The sequence below is a fragment of the Microcystis sp. M144S2 genome (assembly GCF_020246065.1).
GTDB classification, from domain to species: domain Bacteria; phylum Cyanobacteriota; class Cyanobacteriia; order Cyanobacteriales; family Microcystaceae; genus Microcystis; species Microcystis ichthyoblabe_A.
Window position 1 is genome coordinate 1 of sequence record NZ_JADBTR010000006.1, and the last position, 15,101, is coordinate 15,101.

A 15,101-nucleotide genomic window follows, 5' to 3' on the forward strand; every position below is an offset into this window, starting at 1 on the left:
CCTTAAATGTATCTGGATACACGCCACACAAGCGTTTGAACTCTGTTGGCTTTAAAGTTTTTACTTGTTCGTAAGTCATCTTTCAATCTTAACTCTTGGACTATTTTATCCTATTTTGTCTAGACTTATGCAAGAGATCTTATCAAGACTGGCGGTTTTCTATTCCCCTAATTGCCAGGTTATCTCTTCACCCGCTCGTAACGGCACCAGTCCAGATTCGGGAAATGGCAATTCATCGGGAATGCGCCAAGGGGTTTTGGTTAAGGTGATTTGTTCGGTATTCCGGGGGAGTTGATAAAAATCTGGCCCGTGGAAGCTGGCGAACCCTTCCAGTTGCTCAAGCGCATCGACGCTCTCAAAGGCTTCTGCGTACAACTCTAGGGCGTGCAGAGCCGAATAACAACCCGCGCAGCCACAGGAACTTTCTTTGCTGTAGCGAGAATGGGGCGCACTATCGGTCCCTAGGAAAAACTTGGGATTGCCCGATGTGGCCGCTTGCAAAAGTGCCAAACGATGATCCTCTCGTTTCAAAATCGGCAGGCAATAAAAATGGGGACGAATGCCACCGGTAAAGAGAATGTTTCGGCTAAACAATAAATGTTGGGGCGTAATTGTGGCGGCGACGTTGTTGTTAGCAGATAGAACAAACTTGACCGCATCGGCAGTGGTAATGTGTTCAAACACGACACGCAGTTTCGGAAATCTTGTTATCAGTGGGAGCAAGTGCTTCTCAATGAACACTTTCTCTCGATCGAACACATCAATATCACCATCGGTAACTTCTCCGTGCAGTAGTAGCGGCATATCTACCTGCTCCATCGCTGCCAAAACGCCATCGCACCTACGAAGGTCCGTCACCCCCAAGTCGGAATTAGTTGTCGCACCGGCCGGGTAGTATTTCACCGCTTTGACAAACTGGGAGGCTTTCGCCGCCATAATTTCTTCGGGACTGGTATTATCGGTGAGATAGAGGGTCATCAATGGCTCGAACTGTTGACCCTCTGGAACTGCTGCCAGAATGCGATCGCGGTAGGCGGCGGCATCGGCCACCGAGCGCACTGGGGGCTTTAAATTCGGCATGATAATAGCACGGGCAAACTGGCGCACCGTATGGGGTAGAACCGCTTTCAGTGCCGCACCATCCCGGAGATGAAGGTGCCAGTCGTCGGGTCGAGTGATTGTGAGTCTTCGCATTTTTCCATCATACAACGGTTAGGAATCCCAGCGCCACAATTAAACGCAAGAGAGAAGTCAATCTTCGGTCAGGGAATCAATTCCCTATTTCAGCAGTCAAGTCGGTTTTAACTAATAAGCTGCCGCGCATCTAAATTGGTCTATATCTATAAGAGAAGGCTGGATCTGCGCTATTTATTTCTCTTTTTTTCATAAATTCAATTGGCGTACAAGTGAATTACTTAAGACTAGATATTATTACCAAAAATCTAATCTCTCTTTTAGTTTTTACCTCAGATGTAGCCGATGAAAACATTCAAATAATGACAGGAGTGAGTCAAACTTTACAGTCTAATCCCAATGGTAATAGTCCTAAAAAACTTCCTGTTAATAATAATTAAACTATCTTTCTTTATAGTAAATTAGTGCCAAAAATAACCAAGATAGAGCAATTTCTTGAATTGCTAATAATTCCACATTAATCAATCCTATCCAAGATTGACTAACGCATCCCCTTGAATATTTTCTTGATCGAGCGGCTTTTCAGTCCCCAAAATCCTTACAATAGGAGATGAAGATAGCCTAAAAAGTTGGAGAATATGAATTATCTCATTGCCGTGTTAGCTGATCGCATACAAGCAGAAGAAGCTGCCGTTGCCCTGGAAAAGGCGGGAATTCCCCAATCTCAAGTGACCATTCTCGGTCGCGGCTATAAAAGTGCTGATGAGTTCGGTTTGATCGATCCCTTCCAACAGGCCAAAAAACGGGCTACTCTCATGGCTTTTTGGTTAATTCCCTTCGGTTTTGCCGGCGGCTACCTTTTTAACCTGATTACGGGATTGCATACTTTTGATTGGGCCGGAGAACCGGGCAATCATATCGTCGGCGGCATTGCCGGGGCGATGGGGGGGGCGATGGGCAGTATTTTTGTCGGTGGTGGCGTGGGTTTATCGTCCGGCAGTGGCGATGCACTTCCCTATCGCAATCGTCTCGGTGCCGGAAAATATATTATTATCGTGCAGGGTTCGGAAAACCTGAAAAATCAAGCGACTCTTATCCTGCGTCAATTTAACCCCGAAAATCTGCAAGGATACGCCCTAGAAAGATGAACGGTTATCGGGAATAAGTTATCGGTCATCTGATTTTTTCCTAAGAATTTTTGATTAATTACCACAAAACAATGTTACCAAGAGAAGAATTACTAAAGGGTGTCGAGAACCGCGAGGAAATAGCGAAAGTTATTGATAAAGCCGAACAAGCGATTAAGACTTGGGAAGTGACGGTGACAGACTTTCTTTCTCCTGCGGTTTTAGCGGAAGTAGAACGAGTTTTTCAGCGTTTAACCGATGTGTCAATGGAAAAATGGGGCGGTTATCCCCAAGCAGAAAGACAGCGCCTCGGTATTGCTAGAGTTGATCTACCTTTGGCAGTAACAGATATTCCCCTATCTGCCCTTGATATTGCCGGTAATTTTCTTTTTGATACCGCTAACCACCGGGATTTTTTAGGGGCAATGTTGGGGACAGGGATCGTCCGGGAAAAAGTCGGCGATATAATCGTTTTAGGTGAGCGAGGAGCGCAGGCGATTGTAGTGCCTGAATTGGCAGATTTTTTATGTGCTAATTTACTACAAGTGCGTTCGGTTCCCGTGAAAACTAGCCCGATTCCTTTGACGGAATTAAAAGTTAGACCCCCGCAAAAAAAAGAAATTAATACTGTGGAAGCTTCCTTACGTTTGGATGCGATTGCCTCGGCGGGTTTTGGCATTTCTCGCAGTAAAATGGCCGAGGCAATTAGTGCCGGGGATGTGCGAGTTAACTGGAAAGATATCAGTCAATCTAGTTATAACGTTAAAACCGGTGATTTGATTTCTTTTCGGGGAAAAGGTCGTTTAGAAGTGGGGGAGGTTACTGTGACAAAAAAAGAGCGCTATCGGGTTCATTTAACTAGATTTATTTAGTTTTTTCTGTCTCTAAAATTTGTTATTAGACAGATTAATTGCCATGGCTGAGAATTTCGCCCTAATCGTGCAACTGTGTCAAGTTAGTCCCATCGGTAAACTATTACCGGGGGCGCTTTATGTTCATCGAGAAGCATTACATCAACTGGATCCTATCCTCCAGAATTACGAACAACAAGCAAGAATTAATCAGCATTTATCCGAGGCAACAATAATTAAATTTAGCACCGATAAACCGAAAATATCCTATCTTTTTTATCCCGATTTTGATCGGGAACCTCACCCAGTTTTAACTAAAAGTTTAGTGGTAGATTTGGGGACATTAATCTTAAGTGAATGGAATTATCAAAATGCTGATAATCCGCCCATTTTACACCGAAAAGAAACTTTTGTTACTAGGGACTATCCTCTTTATCAAGAATTCGAGCATCTCACAAAAATCGAGAGTGCTTTAGGACTTTTAAACAGTTCTTATCCCATCGGTACTAAACAGGAATGGCAACGGCTTTTAAGAAAGCATCACCTTGATTTTGCAGGAGATTATTTAGTTTGTAATCTAGAGGGACAAAAGGAAAAATCGATAATAATTGATCGCCACAAAGCTGCTCTTGTTCGCAAAACCCTTTCTCGTCCGACAAGATTAGCATTAGCGGCGGGATTATTCCTTCCTGAAACCACTTTTTTTGATTACGGTTGTGGTTATGGAGGTGATATAGAACGCATAGCTGAACAGGGTTATCAAAGTGAAGGTTGGGATCCTTATTATCGTCCCGATAGTCCTTTAATTGAATCTGATATTGTTAATTTAGGCTATGTAATTAATGTTATTGAATCCGCCGAAGAACGACAAGACGCTCTATTAAAAGCTTGGCAATTAACCCGTCAAGTTTTAATTATTTCAGCACAGATTTTAATTGATGATAGTGAACGGGGTTTAATGGCTTATGAAGATGGAATTATAACCCGTCGTAATACTTTTCAAAAATACTATCAACAGGAAGAACTAAAACAGTATATTGATAGCAGTTTAGGGGTTGATTCTATTCCGATAACTTTGGGAATTTATCTAGTTTTTCGAGAGGAAGAAAAAGCGGAAACTTTTCGTTTATCCAGATGTCGTTCCCGCGCTACTACCCCTAAAATTAAAACCCATCTCAAACGCTTTGAAGATTACGAAGATTTATTAACTCCCCTGATGGAATTTTACACCCAGCAGGGACGTTTACCCGTTGCGGGAGAATTATTACAAGAGGAAGAAATTAAGGCAGAATTTGGCACTTTTAGACGCGCTTTTCAAGTAATTCTACAAGTAACAGAAGGGGAAGAATGGGAGATAATTGCCGATAAAAGACGCGCCGATCTTTTACTTTATTTAGCTTTAAGTCAATTTAGCCACTGTCCGAAAGTACGGGAATTATCCCCCGCTACCCGTGCCGATTTTAAAGCTTTATTTGGCAGTTATCGCAATGCTTGCGCTTTAGCAGAAGAAGTGTTAATAAGTGCGGGAAATTTGCCAGCGATCGCTCGTACTTGTGAAAATAGTTCTTTAGGCAAACTTTCCCGTTATTCCCTAACTATTCATATTAACATTCTGGAAAAATTACCGATGTTATTACGCTTATATGAAGGTTGTGCTAGTCAAACTATCGGACGGTTAGAAAATGCTAATGTTATTCGTTTATCCTTTCGTCAACCCAAAATTTCCTATCTCTATTATCCCAATTTTGATACAGAAATCCATCCGATTTTAGCTACTAGCATGGATGTATATTTAGGTTCGGCTGATTTTAGTTTTCGCGATTATCGGGATAGTCCTAATCCGCCAATTCTACACGAAAAAGAGCTTTTAGTAACGCCGGATTATCCTAACTATGATAAATTGCTTCGCTTAACTAAATTAGAAAAGGATTGGGGATTGTTAGAGGATAGAAAAGCGATCGAACGTTTACAGGGTTGGCAAAAATGTTTAGAGGATCATTGTGCTACAATCAAAGGCCATCAGATCCTGTGGCGAAAAGATGCTGATCCCTATAAAGTGAGGATTTTACGCGCTAAAATTAACGCCAGAAGAAATCAAAATAAGTCTTCCTGAGTAATTAAGTAAAATAGATGAGGTAATTAATTTTATGATGACTACGATTCGATTACAAGGATTAGAAGATTTCGAGTTAAAAGCGAATGATCCTGAACAAAGAATGTTTATTTCTGGGGTTAATTGGCAACAGTACGAAACCCTCTTAAAACATTTAGAAGATAGTTCCAGTTATCGCATTACTTACTTAGATGGAATGGTAGAAATTATGGCTCCTAGTCGTCGTCACGAAGTTAGCAAAGAAGATATTGGTAGATTAGTAGAAGCTTATTTAGAATATGCTGAAATTGATTTCTGGGGATTAGGTTCCACCACTTTGCGAAAACAGGAAAAAGAAGCTGGGAAAGAACCTGACAAATGTTTTTGTTTATTTACAGAAAAAGAGTTTCCTGATTTGGCGATAGAAATAATCTTAACCAGTGGCAGCTTGAAAGTTTTAGAAGTTTATAAAAGATTGGGAACTCAAGAGGTTTGGTTTTGGCAAGATAATCAGTTAAAAATCTATTCTTTGCAAGAGAATGGCGAATATATTTTAATCCCTAAAAGTGCTTTATTACCAGATTTAAATTTAGAATTATTAGCCGAATATGTTAACCATCCTAATCCCCGTCTTGCCGTCAAAGAATTTCGCTCGCGTTTAACAGAAAATTCCCAGTTATAATAACTATTATTTTTCCATGAATTCTCAAGTAAAATTTAACCTATCTATCCTAGCGATATTTTTATTTTCTCTAGGAATAAGATTCTGGAATCTCAGTCAATTTAATACACTTGTTTTCGATGAAGTTTATTATGCTAAATACGGCAATGAATATCTAATCGGTAAAGAATTTTTCCAGTCTCATCCACCGTTAAGTCAATATTTAATTGCTATTAGTATCTGGATTGGTTCCCATTTTCCTGCGGATCCTGAAACCATTAATAATTTAACAGGTTCCCTGCGCTCAACTTTTAGTTATCGCTGGTTAAATGCTTTGACTGGTTCTTTTATTCCCCTAATTATTGGCGCAATTGCTTATCAATTAACCCAGAGAAAAACTGTATTTTTAATTACAACTTTTATCGCCAGTTTAGACGGATTATTTCTGGTGGAATCCCGCTATGCTCTCAATAATATTTACTTAATTTTATTCGGTTTGTCTGGACAATTATTTTTTTTATTGGCACTACAGAAAAATTACAAACTCAATTGGTTATTATTATCGGGAGTTTCTTTCGGTTTAGCGGCAAATATTAAATGGAATGGCTTAGGATTTTTACTGGGAATATTTATTTTTATCGGTATTGCTTGGTTAATAAAATTATTTAATCAAGAGCAGTCAAAAGATCATCTTTGGACAAAGGCAACTAACCTGAGATTAGAGGACATTTTTATCGCCTTAATTGTCTTTCCTCTTGTTACCTATAGTTTGCTGTGGATACCGCATCTTCTCGTCAACCATCAATATAATTTTTGGCAAGTACATCAAGAAATTTGGTCATTTCATCAGAGAATCAAGGGTAATCAATCTGATGTGCATCCCTATTGTTCTCCCTGGTATAGTTGGTTAGTAATGGGGCGACCAGTGGCTTATTATTTTGAGAGAGTAGGTGATAAAATTTATGATGTTCACGCTATGGGAAATCCGTTTTTATGGTGGTTTTCTACGGGAGCGATTCTAGTGGTTTTTAGTCGATTATTTAACCGAAAAGAGCGAGTAATTTCCGCCTATCTTATCTGTAACTATATTGCCAATCTGCTGCCCTGGTTAAAAATTAGTCGCTGTACCTTTCTCTATCATTATATGGCTGCCTATAGCTTCACTTGGATTGCTCTAGCTTGGCTCTTAGCCGATGGTTTAGAAAGTTCCAGTCCTATTTATAAAAATGGCTCGCGCTCACTCATAATTTTGATAATTTTTGCTTTTATCCATTGGCTACCAATTTATTTAGGCATTCCCCTGTCAGTGGGGGATTATTATCTGAGAATGATTTTTCCCAATTGGATTTAGGATGAAATTAGCGGCAAAAACTGATACAATAAAATCATGAAAAAATCGATCGCATGAGTTATGGGTAAACAAAGAATCTTATCTGGTGTGCAACCAACTGGCAATTTACATTTAGGCAATTATCTCGGTGCGATCCGCAATTGGGTGGAGGGACAAAAAGACTACGATAATTTCTTTTGTGTGGTCGATTTACACGCGATCACCGTTCCCCATAATCCCGCCACTCTTGCGGAGGATACTTTAGCAATTGCCGCTCTATATTTAGCCTGCGGAATTGATTTAGAATACGCGACGATCTTTGTCCAATCCCACGTTAAAGCTCATACAGAATTAACTTGGTTATTGAATTGTATCACCCCTTTAAATTGGTTAACTGATATGATTCAATTTAAAGAAAAAGCGATTAAACAGGGGGAAAATGTTGGCACGGGGTTACTCGATTATCCCGTACTAATGGCTGCCGATATCCTACTCTACGATGCCGATAAAGTACCCGTGGGAGAAGATCAAAAACAACATTTAGAATTAACCCGCGATATAGCCGTTAGAATTAATCATCTTTTTGGGCAACCGAAACAACCAATTTTAAAACTTCCCGATCCGATGATCCGCAAAGAAGGAGCGCGGGTGATGAGTTTAACCGATGGCCGGAATAAAATGTCTAAATCCGATCCTTCCGAGATGAGTCGGATTAATATTCTCGATAGTCCCGATGTCATTGCCAAGAAAATTAAACGCTGTAAAACCGATCTAGTTAAGGGTTTAACTTTCGATGATCCGGAACGGCCCGAATGCCATAATTTATTAACTCTCTATAGCATTTTATCAGGAAAAAGTAAAGAGGTAGTCGCGGGAGAATGTGCCGATTTAGGTTGGGGACAATTTAAACCGATGTTAACAGAAGTTACCATAGAATCTCTGAAACCTATTCAGGAAAAATACGCTCAAATTAGAGAGGATAAAGATTATTTAGCCACAGTTTTGCGGCAAGGTCGTCTCAAAGCAGAAGCGGTGGCCAATCAAACTCTCGATCGAGTCAAAAATGCCATGGGTTATTTACCACCATTTTAGGGATAATTTTCGGGTGCATCTCCTAATTATCAATCTACTCAGTTGAGATTTTTCAAGGAAAACTCGCTACTTTATCACTCAATCTTTAGCTCTTGGTGGGGTTTTACCCCCCCCCATCCAGGGTAAGGGAAGGAGAATGATTACAAAAGTTATTAAATTAAGCACAACTCCAGTGATATTTTGGTAAAATAAGGGCATAATTAAAACTATCAAAATACTTACCTGTCCTTTGAGATTATGGTTGTAGAGTCCCAGCGGAAACAAAAAAAACTATCGTCTAGGGAAGATGAGTCTCGTCCAATTGCCAGCAAGGAACAAAACTCTTATCTAGCAGAGGGAATTGTTGATCATCAATCAACTCAGATTGCTCCTTCCTCCTTACTACAGCCATTTTCTCCAGAGTTAGAAAAAGATAGAGCCAACAAATTTAATTTTCTTAAAGAAATTCTGGTTAGTCATCTTGGTCAACCTTTTTACTCGGACAACGGCTTTATTCTTTATCAAGGAGATGCCACAAACTTTTTGTCTAAACTATCTCATAGTGACATAAAAATTAACCTCACTGTTACATCACCACCTTATAATATTGGCAAAGAATATGAACGAGTTCTTTCAATCAATGACTATGTTGATTGGTGTGCTAATTGGCTGCGGCAAATTTATCAGATTACTCAAGATAACGGTGCTTTGTGGCTAAATGTTGGTTATTTAGAAGTACCAGAAAAGGGATTATGTGTTCCGATTCCCTATCTTCTTTGGGATAAGTCTCCCTTTTATCTTTTACAAGAAATTGTCTGGAAATATGGGGCTGGTGTTTCTACAAAAAATCGTCTTAGTCCTCGCAATGAAAAATGGCTTTTTTATCTCAAAAATTGCCAAGAATATACTTTTAACTTAGATAATATTCGTGACCCTAACGTTAAGTATCCCAATCAAAAGAAAAATGGTAAATATCGTTGTAATCCCCTCGGTAAAAATCCTTCTGATGTGTGGGAAGTTCCTAAAGTCACTACAGGAGAAAAGCGCAGTTCTAAGGAAAGAACCGGACATCCCGCACAATTTCCTTTAGCAATTGTCGAGAGAATTATACAAGCTTCATCTAATCCGGTAGAAATAATTCTTGATCCCTTTGCTGGTTCTTGTTCCACGGGAATAGCGGCCTTGGGATTAGGAAGAATTTTTGTGGGTTTTGAAATTCGACCAGACTATTGCGAGATAGCTGCAGAGAGATTTAAAAGATTTAAAAAAGAAAGAAGCAATACTTATATTCAAGGCTCGTTATTCTAGATTTTTCGATACAATTGGAGCAATTTATAATTTTCTACGTCAGAGGAAAGACGCGATTGTTGACCTGTAGCTGCCTTTTGCCCAATCCAATCCCCAGAATCAATCCAACCGAAACGAATTAGTTTAATCTGAGGATTAGTAGTATTAGAAAACTTCTCAAAGTTAACTGCTAAATAGTATCCAGACTTACCTTTTTTGCTGTTATTAGAATTTTGAGCATAGCTTCTATTGCCATATATATGTCTAGGATCAGAGGAGGTTTTGACTTCAATTGAAAAAAAGTCATCAGGTATATAGACAATATCTTTATCAGATATACTGATATCTCCTCTCCAGAAATTGGGATATTTTGCTTTTAGTTCTAAAGGAATTAATTCATGAAGTAGAAAACCCATAATTTGAGGTTTAGGGAAGATATCCCTACCAATTCTAAAACCTTTTGTACCTAACTGAGAATTAAAAATTGATTGCCAAGATGTTAAAACAACATCAACAATTGCATCGGTAGATAGGGGATGTCTTTCCACAAGTCGTTGGGTGATAGATAACCAATTACTAGGAGAGACATCTGCATAGGGAGAATTCATCTATAGTTTTTTTCCGGCGTTATTAGATACAGTAACTAATATTAACGCAACCACCTCCCCCTATCCCAACACCTAATACTAAATTCTGTTTAAAAGGTATAGGAGAGTGGGGAACGCTGGATCAGGGAGCAGGGAAAAACAATCCATAACTTGGGAGTTAATCATAGTATTAAAAACGGATTTAGTATGATTAGCCTTTTTTAACTTGTTTTCGTAGTTTCAATCATTGGAAATGCGATCGCCAATAAAAGTAGCAGAGTCCGGCAGTTACCCCAAGACTAAGAATTGTTATCCCCGTGGGAATTTCCCACATCCCCGACTAGGTTACTAATATGTTGTACTATTGTAATAAGAGGATTTTTTTCCTGAAAAATTGTCATATTTGAGGTTTTGATTATGCCTTATACAAATGAAGAAGGTGGACGCTTAAATAATTTCGCCGCCGAACCGAAAGTTTATCAAGCGGATCCCCCCACTAAATCGCAACAACGTAATTATCTTGTCTGGGGCGTTGCTGCGATCACACTTGTGGGTGGACTGTTAGCCGTCGCTTTTTACGCATCTCAAGCTGGCTAAAATTTAGTCCCTCGTAGTTGCGATTTAGCCCCTTTCACTCCTCTTTACCGCTAATATCACAACTACTCCCTATTTTAAGGCTTTTGACCCTGAATTAATGCCACTGCTGACTGAGACTTAGCCGCAGTCCCCTGTTTACCCTGAGATAACGCCAGACGAGCCGCTTCCTCTAAATCAGCGATCGCTTTTTCCCTGTTTCCCAATTTATAATAGGTTAAACCCCGATTGTGGTACGCTTCGGCAAAATTAGCATTAATTTTCAGACTCTCGTTATAGTCCCTTAAAGCCATTTCCTGCTGTCCGGCTCGGTTATAGGACAGGGCGCGATTATAGAAAATGCGATCCTGTCCTCTAGTTCCCTGTAAACTCAAAGCTTTTGTGTAATCCTCGATCGCTTCTGCGTGTCTTCCCAAGTCATCCTTAGCATTACCGCGATAAATAAAGAAATCAGCAAAATTTCCGTTTAAAGCGATCGCTTTTGTGCAATCTTCCACCGCTGCCTCGTATTTTTTCGTCAGATAATGCACATAACAACGATTACCGAGAGCATTAACATAATTGGGGTTGATTGTCAAGGCCTGGGTATAATCTGCGATCGCTCGCTCGTACTGGCCGAGAACTAATTCCGCATAGCCGCGATTATAATAAGCATCGGCATCCTTCGGCTCTAATTGTAGAGCTTGAGTAAAATCTGCGATCGCCCCTGAGTAATCCCCTGCGGTTAAACGATCCACCCCCCGATTATAAAATTCTACAGCCTTCACGGGGTTAGGGGTAGTTTGAGCGCTTAGGGGAGAGATAGTCAGTAAAAAAGTCGCTATAGCCATAATAATTGTCAATTTTTTCTTAATTTTCATAATCCGTTCACCTAAACAATTCAAGGTAAAATTAAACAGCCCTACTTACAGGTCAAAATATCATGATTAAATCTCTTTTGGCGACTTTCCTCCTAATTACCACCCTCCTCTTAACCGGTTGTGCAACTCCCATCGCTGGACTGCAAGGATACACCAGTGGCAGCCAAGGCTATCAATTTTTATATCCTAAGGGTTGGACGCAGGTGGATGTGAAAAAAGTTGCAGGAGTAGATGTGGTTTTTCATGACCTGATCGAAACGAGCGAAAATTTAAGCGTTATTATCAATCCCATCCCCGACAATAAAACCTTAACAGATTTAGGGACACCCTCGGAAGTGGGCTATCGTCTCCTGAAAAATAACAGTCTTAACCCCAATCTCGATAAGGAAGTAGAATTAATTCGCTCAGAATCCCATCAAATCGACGGCCAAGATTATTATATCCTCGAATATCAAGTTAAATTAGCCAACGGCCAAGAACGTCATAATCTGGCCAGCGTCACGGTTAATAATCATAAACTCTATTCTTTTAATATTTCCACTTCCCAAAAACGTTGGACGCAAATTCAAGAACTCTTTGAAACTATCGTTGATTCTTTCTCGGTTAGTTAGGGAAATAGGCAATAGGCAATAGTAAAATGTAGGGTGCGTTAGTCGTAACGCACCACTTATGATCAACTAGGTAGCCAGTTACAATTAAAGATAACATACTTACTTAATCAGTAAACAGTGAAAAGACAGTAGGAAACTTCTATTTAATACTGTCACTTAAAACTCAAATCTAATAACTGATAACTGATAACTGATAACTGAATATGAGTAACTCGGAAGAAAATAGACTAGATAGACTCGAATCTCTTGCTGAAAATACCCTAACAGAACTACGGGAGATTAAATCAGGATTACAGGAGATTAGATTAGGATTACAGGAGATTAAATTAGGACTACAGGAAACCAATCAGGGATTAAAAGAAACTACAGCGATCGCTAATTCTAACGCCAAATCGATCGAAGCGTTAACTAATAGTCTTGCTCAGTCTAAAAAAGAATGGGAAAAAGACAGACGGGGACTTTATCAACTGCTAGGACAATTAACTTGATCGATGTCGGATTTTTATGAGGTTCAGTCAGATTTTTACAATCGATTTGACAAAATTGAAGAAAGAAAATCACGCATGGTTGAGATTTTAGATCGTTATTTACCCCCCGAAAATCCTGCCAATTCCTAGCAGAAATAGCTAAAAAACTGATAACTGATGGTGGGTTACGGCAAATAGATAAATTGATAATTAAGTCTAATAATTTGTCATTGCCTAACCCACCCTACCTAACTGTCTTCTATCTCCTATCTCTTTTTACTGAAAAAACTATGTCCATTCCCTTGATTCTTGCTTCCGCTTCTCCTGCACGCAAAAAACTATTACAAATGGTAGGAATCGATCCAATTGTGCGAGTGAGTAACTTTGATGAATCGACAATTAATGCTGATGATACTCTCCATCTTGTCCAAACTTTAGCCCAATGTAAAGCACAAACGATCGCCCCCCAATTTGATTTAGGATTAATTCTTGGTTGCGATTCCGTCTTAGAAGTAGCGGGGGAAGTCTATGGCAAACCCAAGGATAAATCAGAAGCGATCGAGCGTTGGCAAAAAATGCGCGGTCAGGTGGGTACACTCTATACAGGTCATGCTTTAATCGATCGAGTTAATCATCAAACCTTGACTCGTTGTGGGATTACTAAAGTTCACTTTGCCAATATCAGCGATCAAACAATTATTGCCTACGTTAACACCGAAGAACCCCTCAAATGTGCGGGCTGTTTTGCCCTAGAAGGAAAGGGGGGTCTATTCGTGGAAAGATTAGAAGGATGCCACAGTAATGTTATCGGTTTAAGTTTACCCCTATTTAGGCAGATGTTAACGGATTTTGGCTACCAAATCACTGACTTTTGGTGATCTTTTTGCCGATAATTTCCCCAAATTTATTGGCAAAAGGGCTTGACAAATTCTCAGACTTGTGTTAACCTTTTATGATAATGGGAATCCGTGTCGCCCTGCGAACCCCTCTTTTTTCTATCCGATAGCCCCAAAATTTTTAACCCTTTCCTTTTCACTTTTTCCCGAAAAAACTATGTCTTGCTTGCGCGTGGGAATTGCCGGTCCGGTGGGTTCAGGAAAAACAGCCCTGCTCGATGCCCTGTGTAAAAATTTGCGGGATCAATATCCGATCGCCGTAGTCACCAATGACATTTATACTCAAGAAGATGCCCAATTTTTAGTGCGATCGCAAGCTTTAGACCCGGAAAGAATTTTAGGAGTAGAAACGGGAGGATGTCCCCATACAGCTATTCGCGAGGATGCCTCAATTAACTTAGTTGCCATTGAACAGTTAGAGAGAAAATTTGCTAACTTAAAGTTAATTTTTCTGGAAAGTGGTGGTGACAATTTAGCGGCAACCTTTAGCCCCGAATTAGTAGATTTAACCATCTATGTGATTGACGTGGCAGCCGGAGATAAAATCCCTCGCAAAGGTGGACCTGGTATCACCAAATCGGATCTATTGGTAATTAATAAAATAGATTTAGCCCCGATGGTGGGGGCAGATTTAGGGGTGATGGATAGAGATGCCAAAAAGATGCGCGGGGATAAACCCTTTATCTTCACCAACTTGAAAACACGGGAAGGATTAGAGCGAGTGATTGCCTTTATCGAAAAGAATTTATACTAACTATTACTAGGAATAAAAAAGAGAGCGCCAGAAAAATTTAGGTAAAGCTAACATTCTTTTCCAGCGCCAAGGTTCCTGATAGAGTCGATACAACCACTCTAAATTATTGTCACAGAAAAAGCGAGGGGCGCGGATTTTTGTCCCGGACCAGATATCAAAACTACCCCCCACACCTACCCAGATAGCTTGGGGACAGAGATTGCGATGTTCCCTAATCCAATATTCTTGTCGGGGTACTCCCAAACCAACTAAAATTAACCGCGGTTGTTGATCTTTTAACACCTCAATCCAATCGGACATTTCCTGGGAGGATAGATAACCGTGGTTAGACAGAATACGGATATTAGGTATCTTTTTTTGCCAATTACTTGCCGCTTGTTCTGTAATCCCCGGTTTACCACCAAAAAAAGCAATAGGAGAACTCTCACCCTGCATTCCTAACTCAGTAATTAAGGATTCTGATAATTCAATACCGGGGCAGCGGGTTTGTTTTCTGCCCCTTAATTTTAAGTAAATAACAATCCCAGCGCCGTCGGGAATAACTAAATCTGCTTCCCGAATAACTTGGGCTACTTTAGCATCATTTTCTCCTAACATTGCCATTTCTGCATTAAGAGTGACAACGTGGGAACCAAAACCTTGATAGAGGCGATCGATTAACCAACGACTGTAGTTATCGAGGAGATGAACTGGTAAACCAAGAACAGAATATTTGGGGGGAGTTTCTAACATAAGTAGGTAGGTGTTAAAAGTTGTCAGACACCCCCCTTATCAAGGGG

15 protein-coding genes and 1 pseudogene are annotated in these 15,101 nt (G+C 40.0%); 12 read left to right on the forward strand and 4 right to left on the reverse strand.

The features are described from left to right. Positions 1 to 159: 159 nt before the first annotated feature. Entirely contained in the window at positions 160 to 1,194 is a 1,035-nt protein-coding gene (gene pyrC, locus IM462_RS00640; protein ID WP_287700601.1) for a dihydroorotase, read from the reverse strand. Positions 1,195 to 1,772: 578 nt separating this feature from the next. Here pyrC and IM462_RS00645 point away from each other — a divergent pair. The 7 genes from IM462_RS00645 to IM462_RS00675 all read left to right on the forward strand — a co-directional run bounded on the left by IM462_RS00645 (position 1,773) and on the right by IM462_RS00675 (position 9,574). Beyond that, positions 1,773 to 2,282, forward strand: coding sequence for a hypothetical protein (locus IM462_RS00645; RefSeq protein ID WP_002740417.1), 510 nt, complete (start codon positions 1,773 to 1,775; stop codon positions 2,280 to 2,282). Between the two features lie 71 nt (positions 2,283 to 2,353). Then, a complete protein-coding gene (locus tag IM462_RS00650) occupies positions 2,354 to 3,133 on the forward strand; it encodes a photosystem II electron transport protein, Sll1252 family (RefSeq protein WP_287700598.1) in 780 nt (259 codons plus the stop codon). Positions 3,134 to 3,176: 43 nt separating this feature from the next. After that, positions 3,177 to 5,225 (forward strand): DNA phosphorothioation-associated putative methyltransferase, encoded by a 2,049-nt coding sequence (locus IM462_RS00655; protein WP_287700607.1) that lies wholly within the window; start codon positions 3,177 to 3,179, stop codon positions 5,223 to 5,225. A gap of 34 nt (positions 5,226 to 5,259) precedes the next feature. After that, entirely contained in the window at positions 5,260 to 5,886 is a 627-nt protein-coding gene (locus IM462_RS00660) for a Uma2 family endonuclease (RefSeq protein ID WP_149974348.1), read from the forward strand. Positions 5,887 to 5,902: 16 nt separating this feature from the next. Then, positions 5,903 to 7,216: a dolichyl-phosphate-mannose--protein mannosyltransferase gene (locus tag IM462_RS00665; RefSeq protein ID WP_287700595.1), complete on the forward strand. Its 1,314-nt coding sequence runs from the start codon at positions 5,903 to 5,905 to the stop codon at positions 7,214 to 7,216. A 60-nt stretch (positions 7,217 to 7,276) separates the two neighbouring features. Next, positions 7,277 to 8,287 carry a tryptophan--tRNA ligase gene (gene trpS, locus IM462_RS00670; RefSeq protein ID WP_149978872.1) on the forward strand — a complete coding sequence of 337 codons (1,011 nt, stop codon included), beginning with the start codon at positions 7,277 to 7,279 and terminating at the stop codon, positions 8,285 to 8,287. Between the two features lie 237 nt (positions 8,288 to 8,524). Then, entirely contained in the window at positions 8,525 to 9,574 is a 1,050-nt protein-coding gene (locus IM462_RS00675) for a DNA-methyltransferase (protein WP_287700593.1), read from the forward strand. Here the strand turns inward: IM462_RS00675 and IM462_RS00680 are convergent. Beyond that, positions 9,571 to 10,161 (reverse strand): ScaI family restriction endonuclease, encoded by a 591-nt coding sequence (locus IM462_RS00680; RefSeq protein WP_287700591.1) that lies wholly within the window; start codon positions 10,159 to 10,161, stop codon positions 9,571 to 9,573. The genes IM462_RS00675 and IM462_RS00680 overlap by 4 nt on opposite strands. 396 nt (positions 10,162 to 10,557) lie before the next feature. Between IM462_RS00680 and psb34 the strand changes: the two genes are divergently transcribed. After that, entirely contained in the window at positions 10,558 to 10,737 is a 180-nt protein-coding gene (gene psb34 / locus IM462_RS00685) for a photosystem II assembly protein Psb34 (protein WP_287700589.1), read from the forward strand. Between the two features lie 74 nt (positions 10,738 to 10,811). Here the strand turns inward: psb34 and IM462_RS00690 are convergent, their stop codons facing one another. Further along, positions 10,812 to 11,594, reverse strand: a complete 783-nt coding sequence (locus IM462_RS00690; RefSeq protein WP_287700587.1) for a tetratricopeptide repeat protein — start codon at positions 11,592 to 11,594, stop codon at positions 10,812 to 10,814. A 62-nt stretch (positions 11,595 to 11,656) separates the two neighbouring features. Between IM462_RS00690 and psbP the strand changes: the two genes are divergently transcribed. The 4 genes and pseudogenes from psbP to ureG all read left to right on the forward strand — a co-directional run bounded on the left by psbP (position 11,657) and on the right by ureG (position 14,322). After that, positions 11,657 to 12,205: a photosystem II reaction center PsbP gene (gene psbP, locus IM462_RS00695; protein WP_287700585.1), complete on the forward strand. Its 549-nt coding sequence runs from the start codon at positions 11,657 to 11,659 to the stop codon at positions 12,203 to 12,205. 203 nt (positions 12,206 to 12,408) lie between these two features. Continuing rightward, positions 12,409 to 12,822: pseudogene (locus tag IM462_RS00700) on the forward strand (hypothetical protein). Positions 12,823 to 12,962: 140 nt separating this feature from the next. Continuing rightward, the gene (locus tag IM462_RS00705; protein WP_287700583.1) at positions 12,963 to 13,550 is read left to right on the forward strand and encodes a Maf family protein; all 588 of its coding nucleotides are present in this window, start codon (positions 12,963 to 12,965) and stop codon (positions 13,548 to 13,550) included. A 175-nt stretch (positions 13,551 to 13,725) separates the two neighbouring features. Further along, positions 13,726 to 14,322, forward strand: coding sequence for an urease accessory protein UreG (gene ureG / locus IM462_RS00710; protein ID WP_287657052.1), 597 nt, complete (start codon positions 13,726 to 13,728; stop codon positions 14,320 to 14,322). A 6-nt stretch (positions 14,323 to 14,328) separates the two neighbouring features. Here the strand turns inward: ureG and IM462_RS00715 are convergent, their stop codons facing one another. After that, the gene (locus tag IM462_RS00715; protein ID WP_287700581.1) at positions 14,329 to 15,054 is read right to left on the reverse strand and encodes a WecB/TagA/CpsF family glycosyltransferase; all 726 of its coding nucleotides are present in this window, start codon (positions 15,052 to 15,054) and stop codon (positions 14,329 to 14,331) included. Positions 15,055 to 15,101: the final 47 nt, after the last annotated feature.

Bases quoted from the DNA above. Each gene is read 5' to 3' on its own strand.
- IM462_RS00655 (WP_287700607.1), top strand. From the start codon at position 3,177: ATGGCTGAGAATTTCGCCCTAATCGTGCAACTGTGTCAAGTTAGTCCC.
- trpS (WP_149978872.1), top strand. From the start codon at position 7,277: ATGGGTAAACAAAGAATCTTATCTGGTGTGCAACCAACTGGCAATTTA.
- IM462_RS00680 (WP_287700591.1), bottom strand. From the start codon at position 10,161: ATGAATTCTCCCTATGCAGATGTCTCTCCTAGTAATTGGTTATCTATC.
- psbP (WP_287700585.1), top strand. From the start codon at position 11,657: ATGATTAAATCTCTTTTGGCGACTTTCCTCCTAATTACCACCCTCCTC.
- pyrC (WP_287700601.1), bottom strand. From the start codon at position 1,194: ATGCGAAGACTCACAATCACTCGACCCGACGACTGGCACCTTCATCTC.
- ureG (WP_287657052.1), top strand. From the start codon at position 13,726: ATGTCTTGCTTGCGCGTGGGAATTGCCGGTCCGGTGGGTTCAGGAAAA.
- IM462_RS00675 (WP_287700593.1), top strand. From the start codon at position 8,525: ATGGTTGTAGAGTCCCAGCGGAAACAAAAAAAACTATCGTCTAGGGAA.
- IM462_RS00705 (WP_287700583.1), top strand. From the start codon at position 12,963: ATGTCCATTCCCTTGATTCTTGCTTCCGCTTCTCCTGCACGCAAAAAA.
- psb34 (WP_287700589.1), top strand. From the start codon at position 10,558: ATGCCTTATACAAATGAAGAAGGTGGACGCTTAAATAATTTCGCCGCC.
- IM462_RS00660 (WP_149974348.1), top strand. From the start codon at position 5,260: ATGATGACTACGATTCGATTACAAGGATTAGAAGATTTCGAGTTAAAA.
- IM462_RS00665 (WP_287700595.1), top strand. From the start codon at position 5,903: ATGAATTCTCAAGTAAAATTTAACCTATCTATCCTAGCGATATTTTTA.
- IM462_RS00645 (WP_002740417.1), top strand. From the start codon at position 1,773: ATGAATTATCTCATTGCCGTGTTAGCTGATCGCATACAAGCAGAAGAA.
- IM462_RS00650 (WP_287700598.1), top strand. From the start codon at position 2,354: ATGTTACCAAGAGAAGAATTACTAAAGGGTGTCGAGAACCGCGAGGAA.
- IM462_RS00715 (WP_287700581.1), bottom strand. From the start codon at position 15,054: ATGTTAGAAACTCCCCCCAAATATTCTGTTCTTGGTTTACCAGTTCAT.
- IM462_RS00690 (WP_287700587.1), bottom strand. From the start codon at position 11,594: ATGAAAATTAAGAAAAAATTGACAATTATTATGGCTATAGCGACTTTT.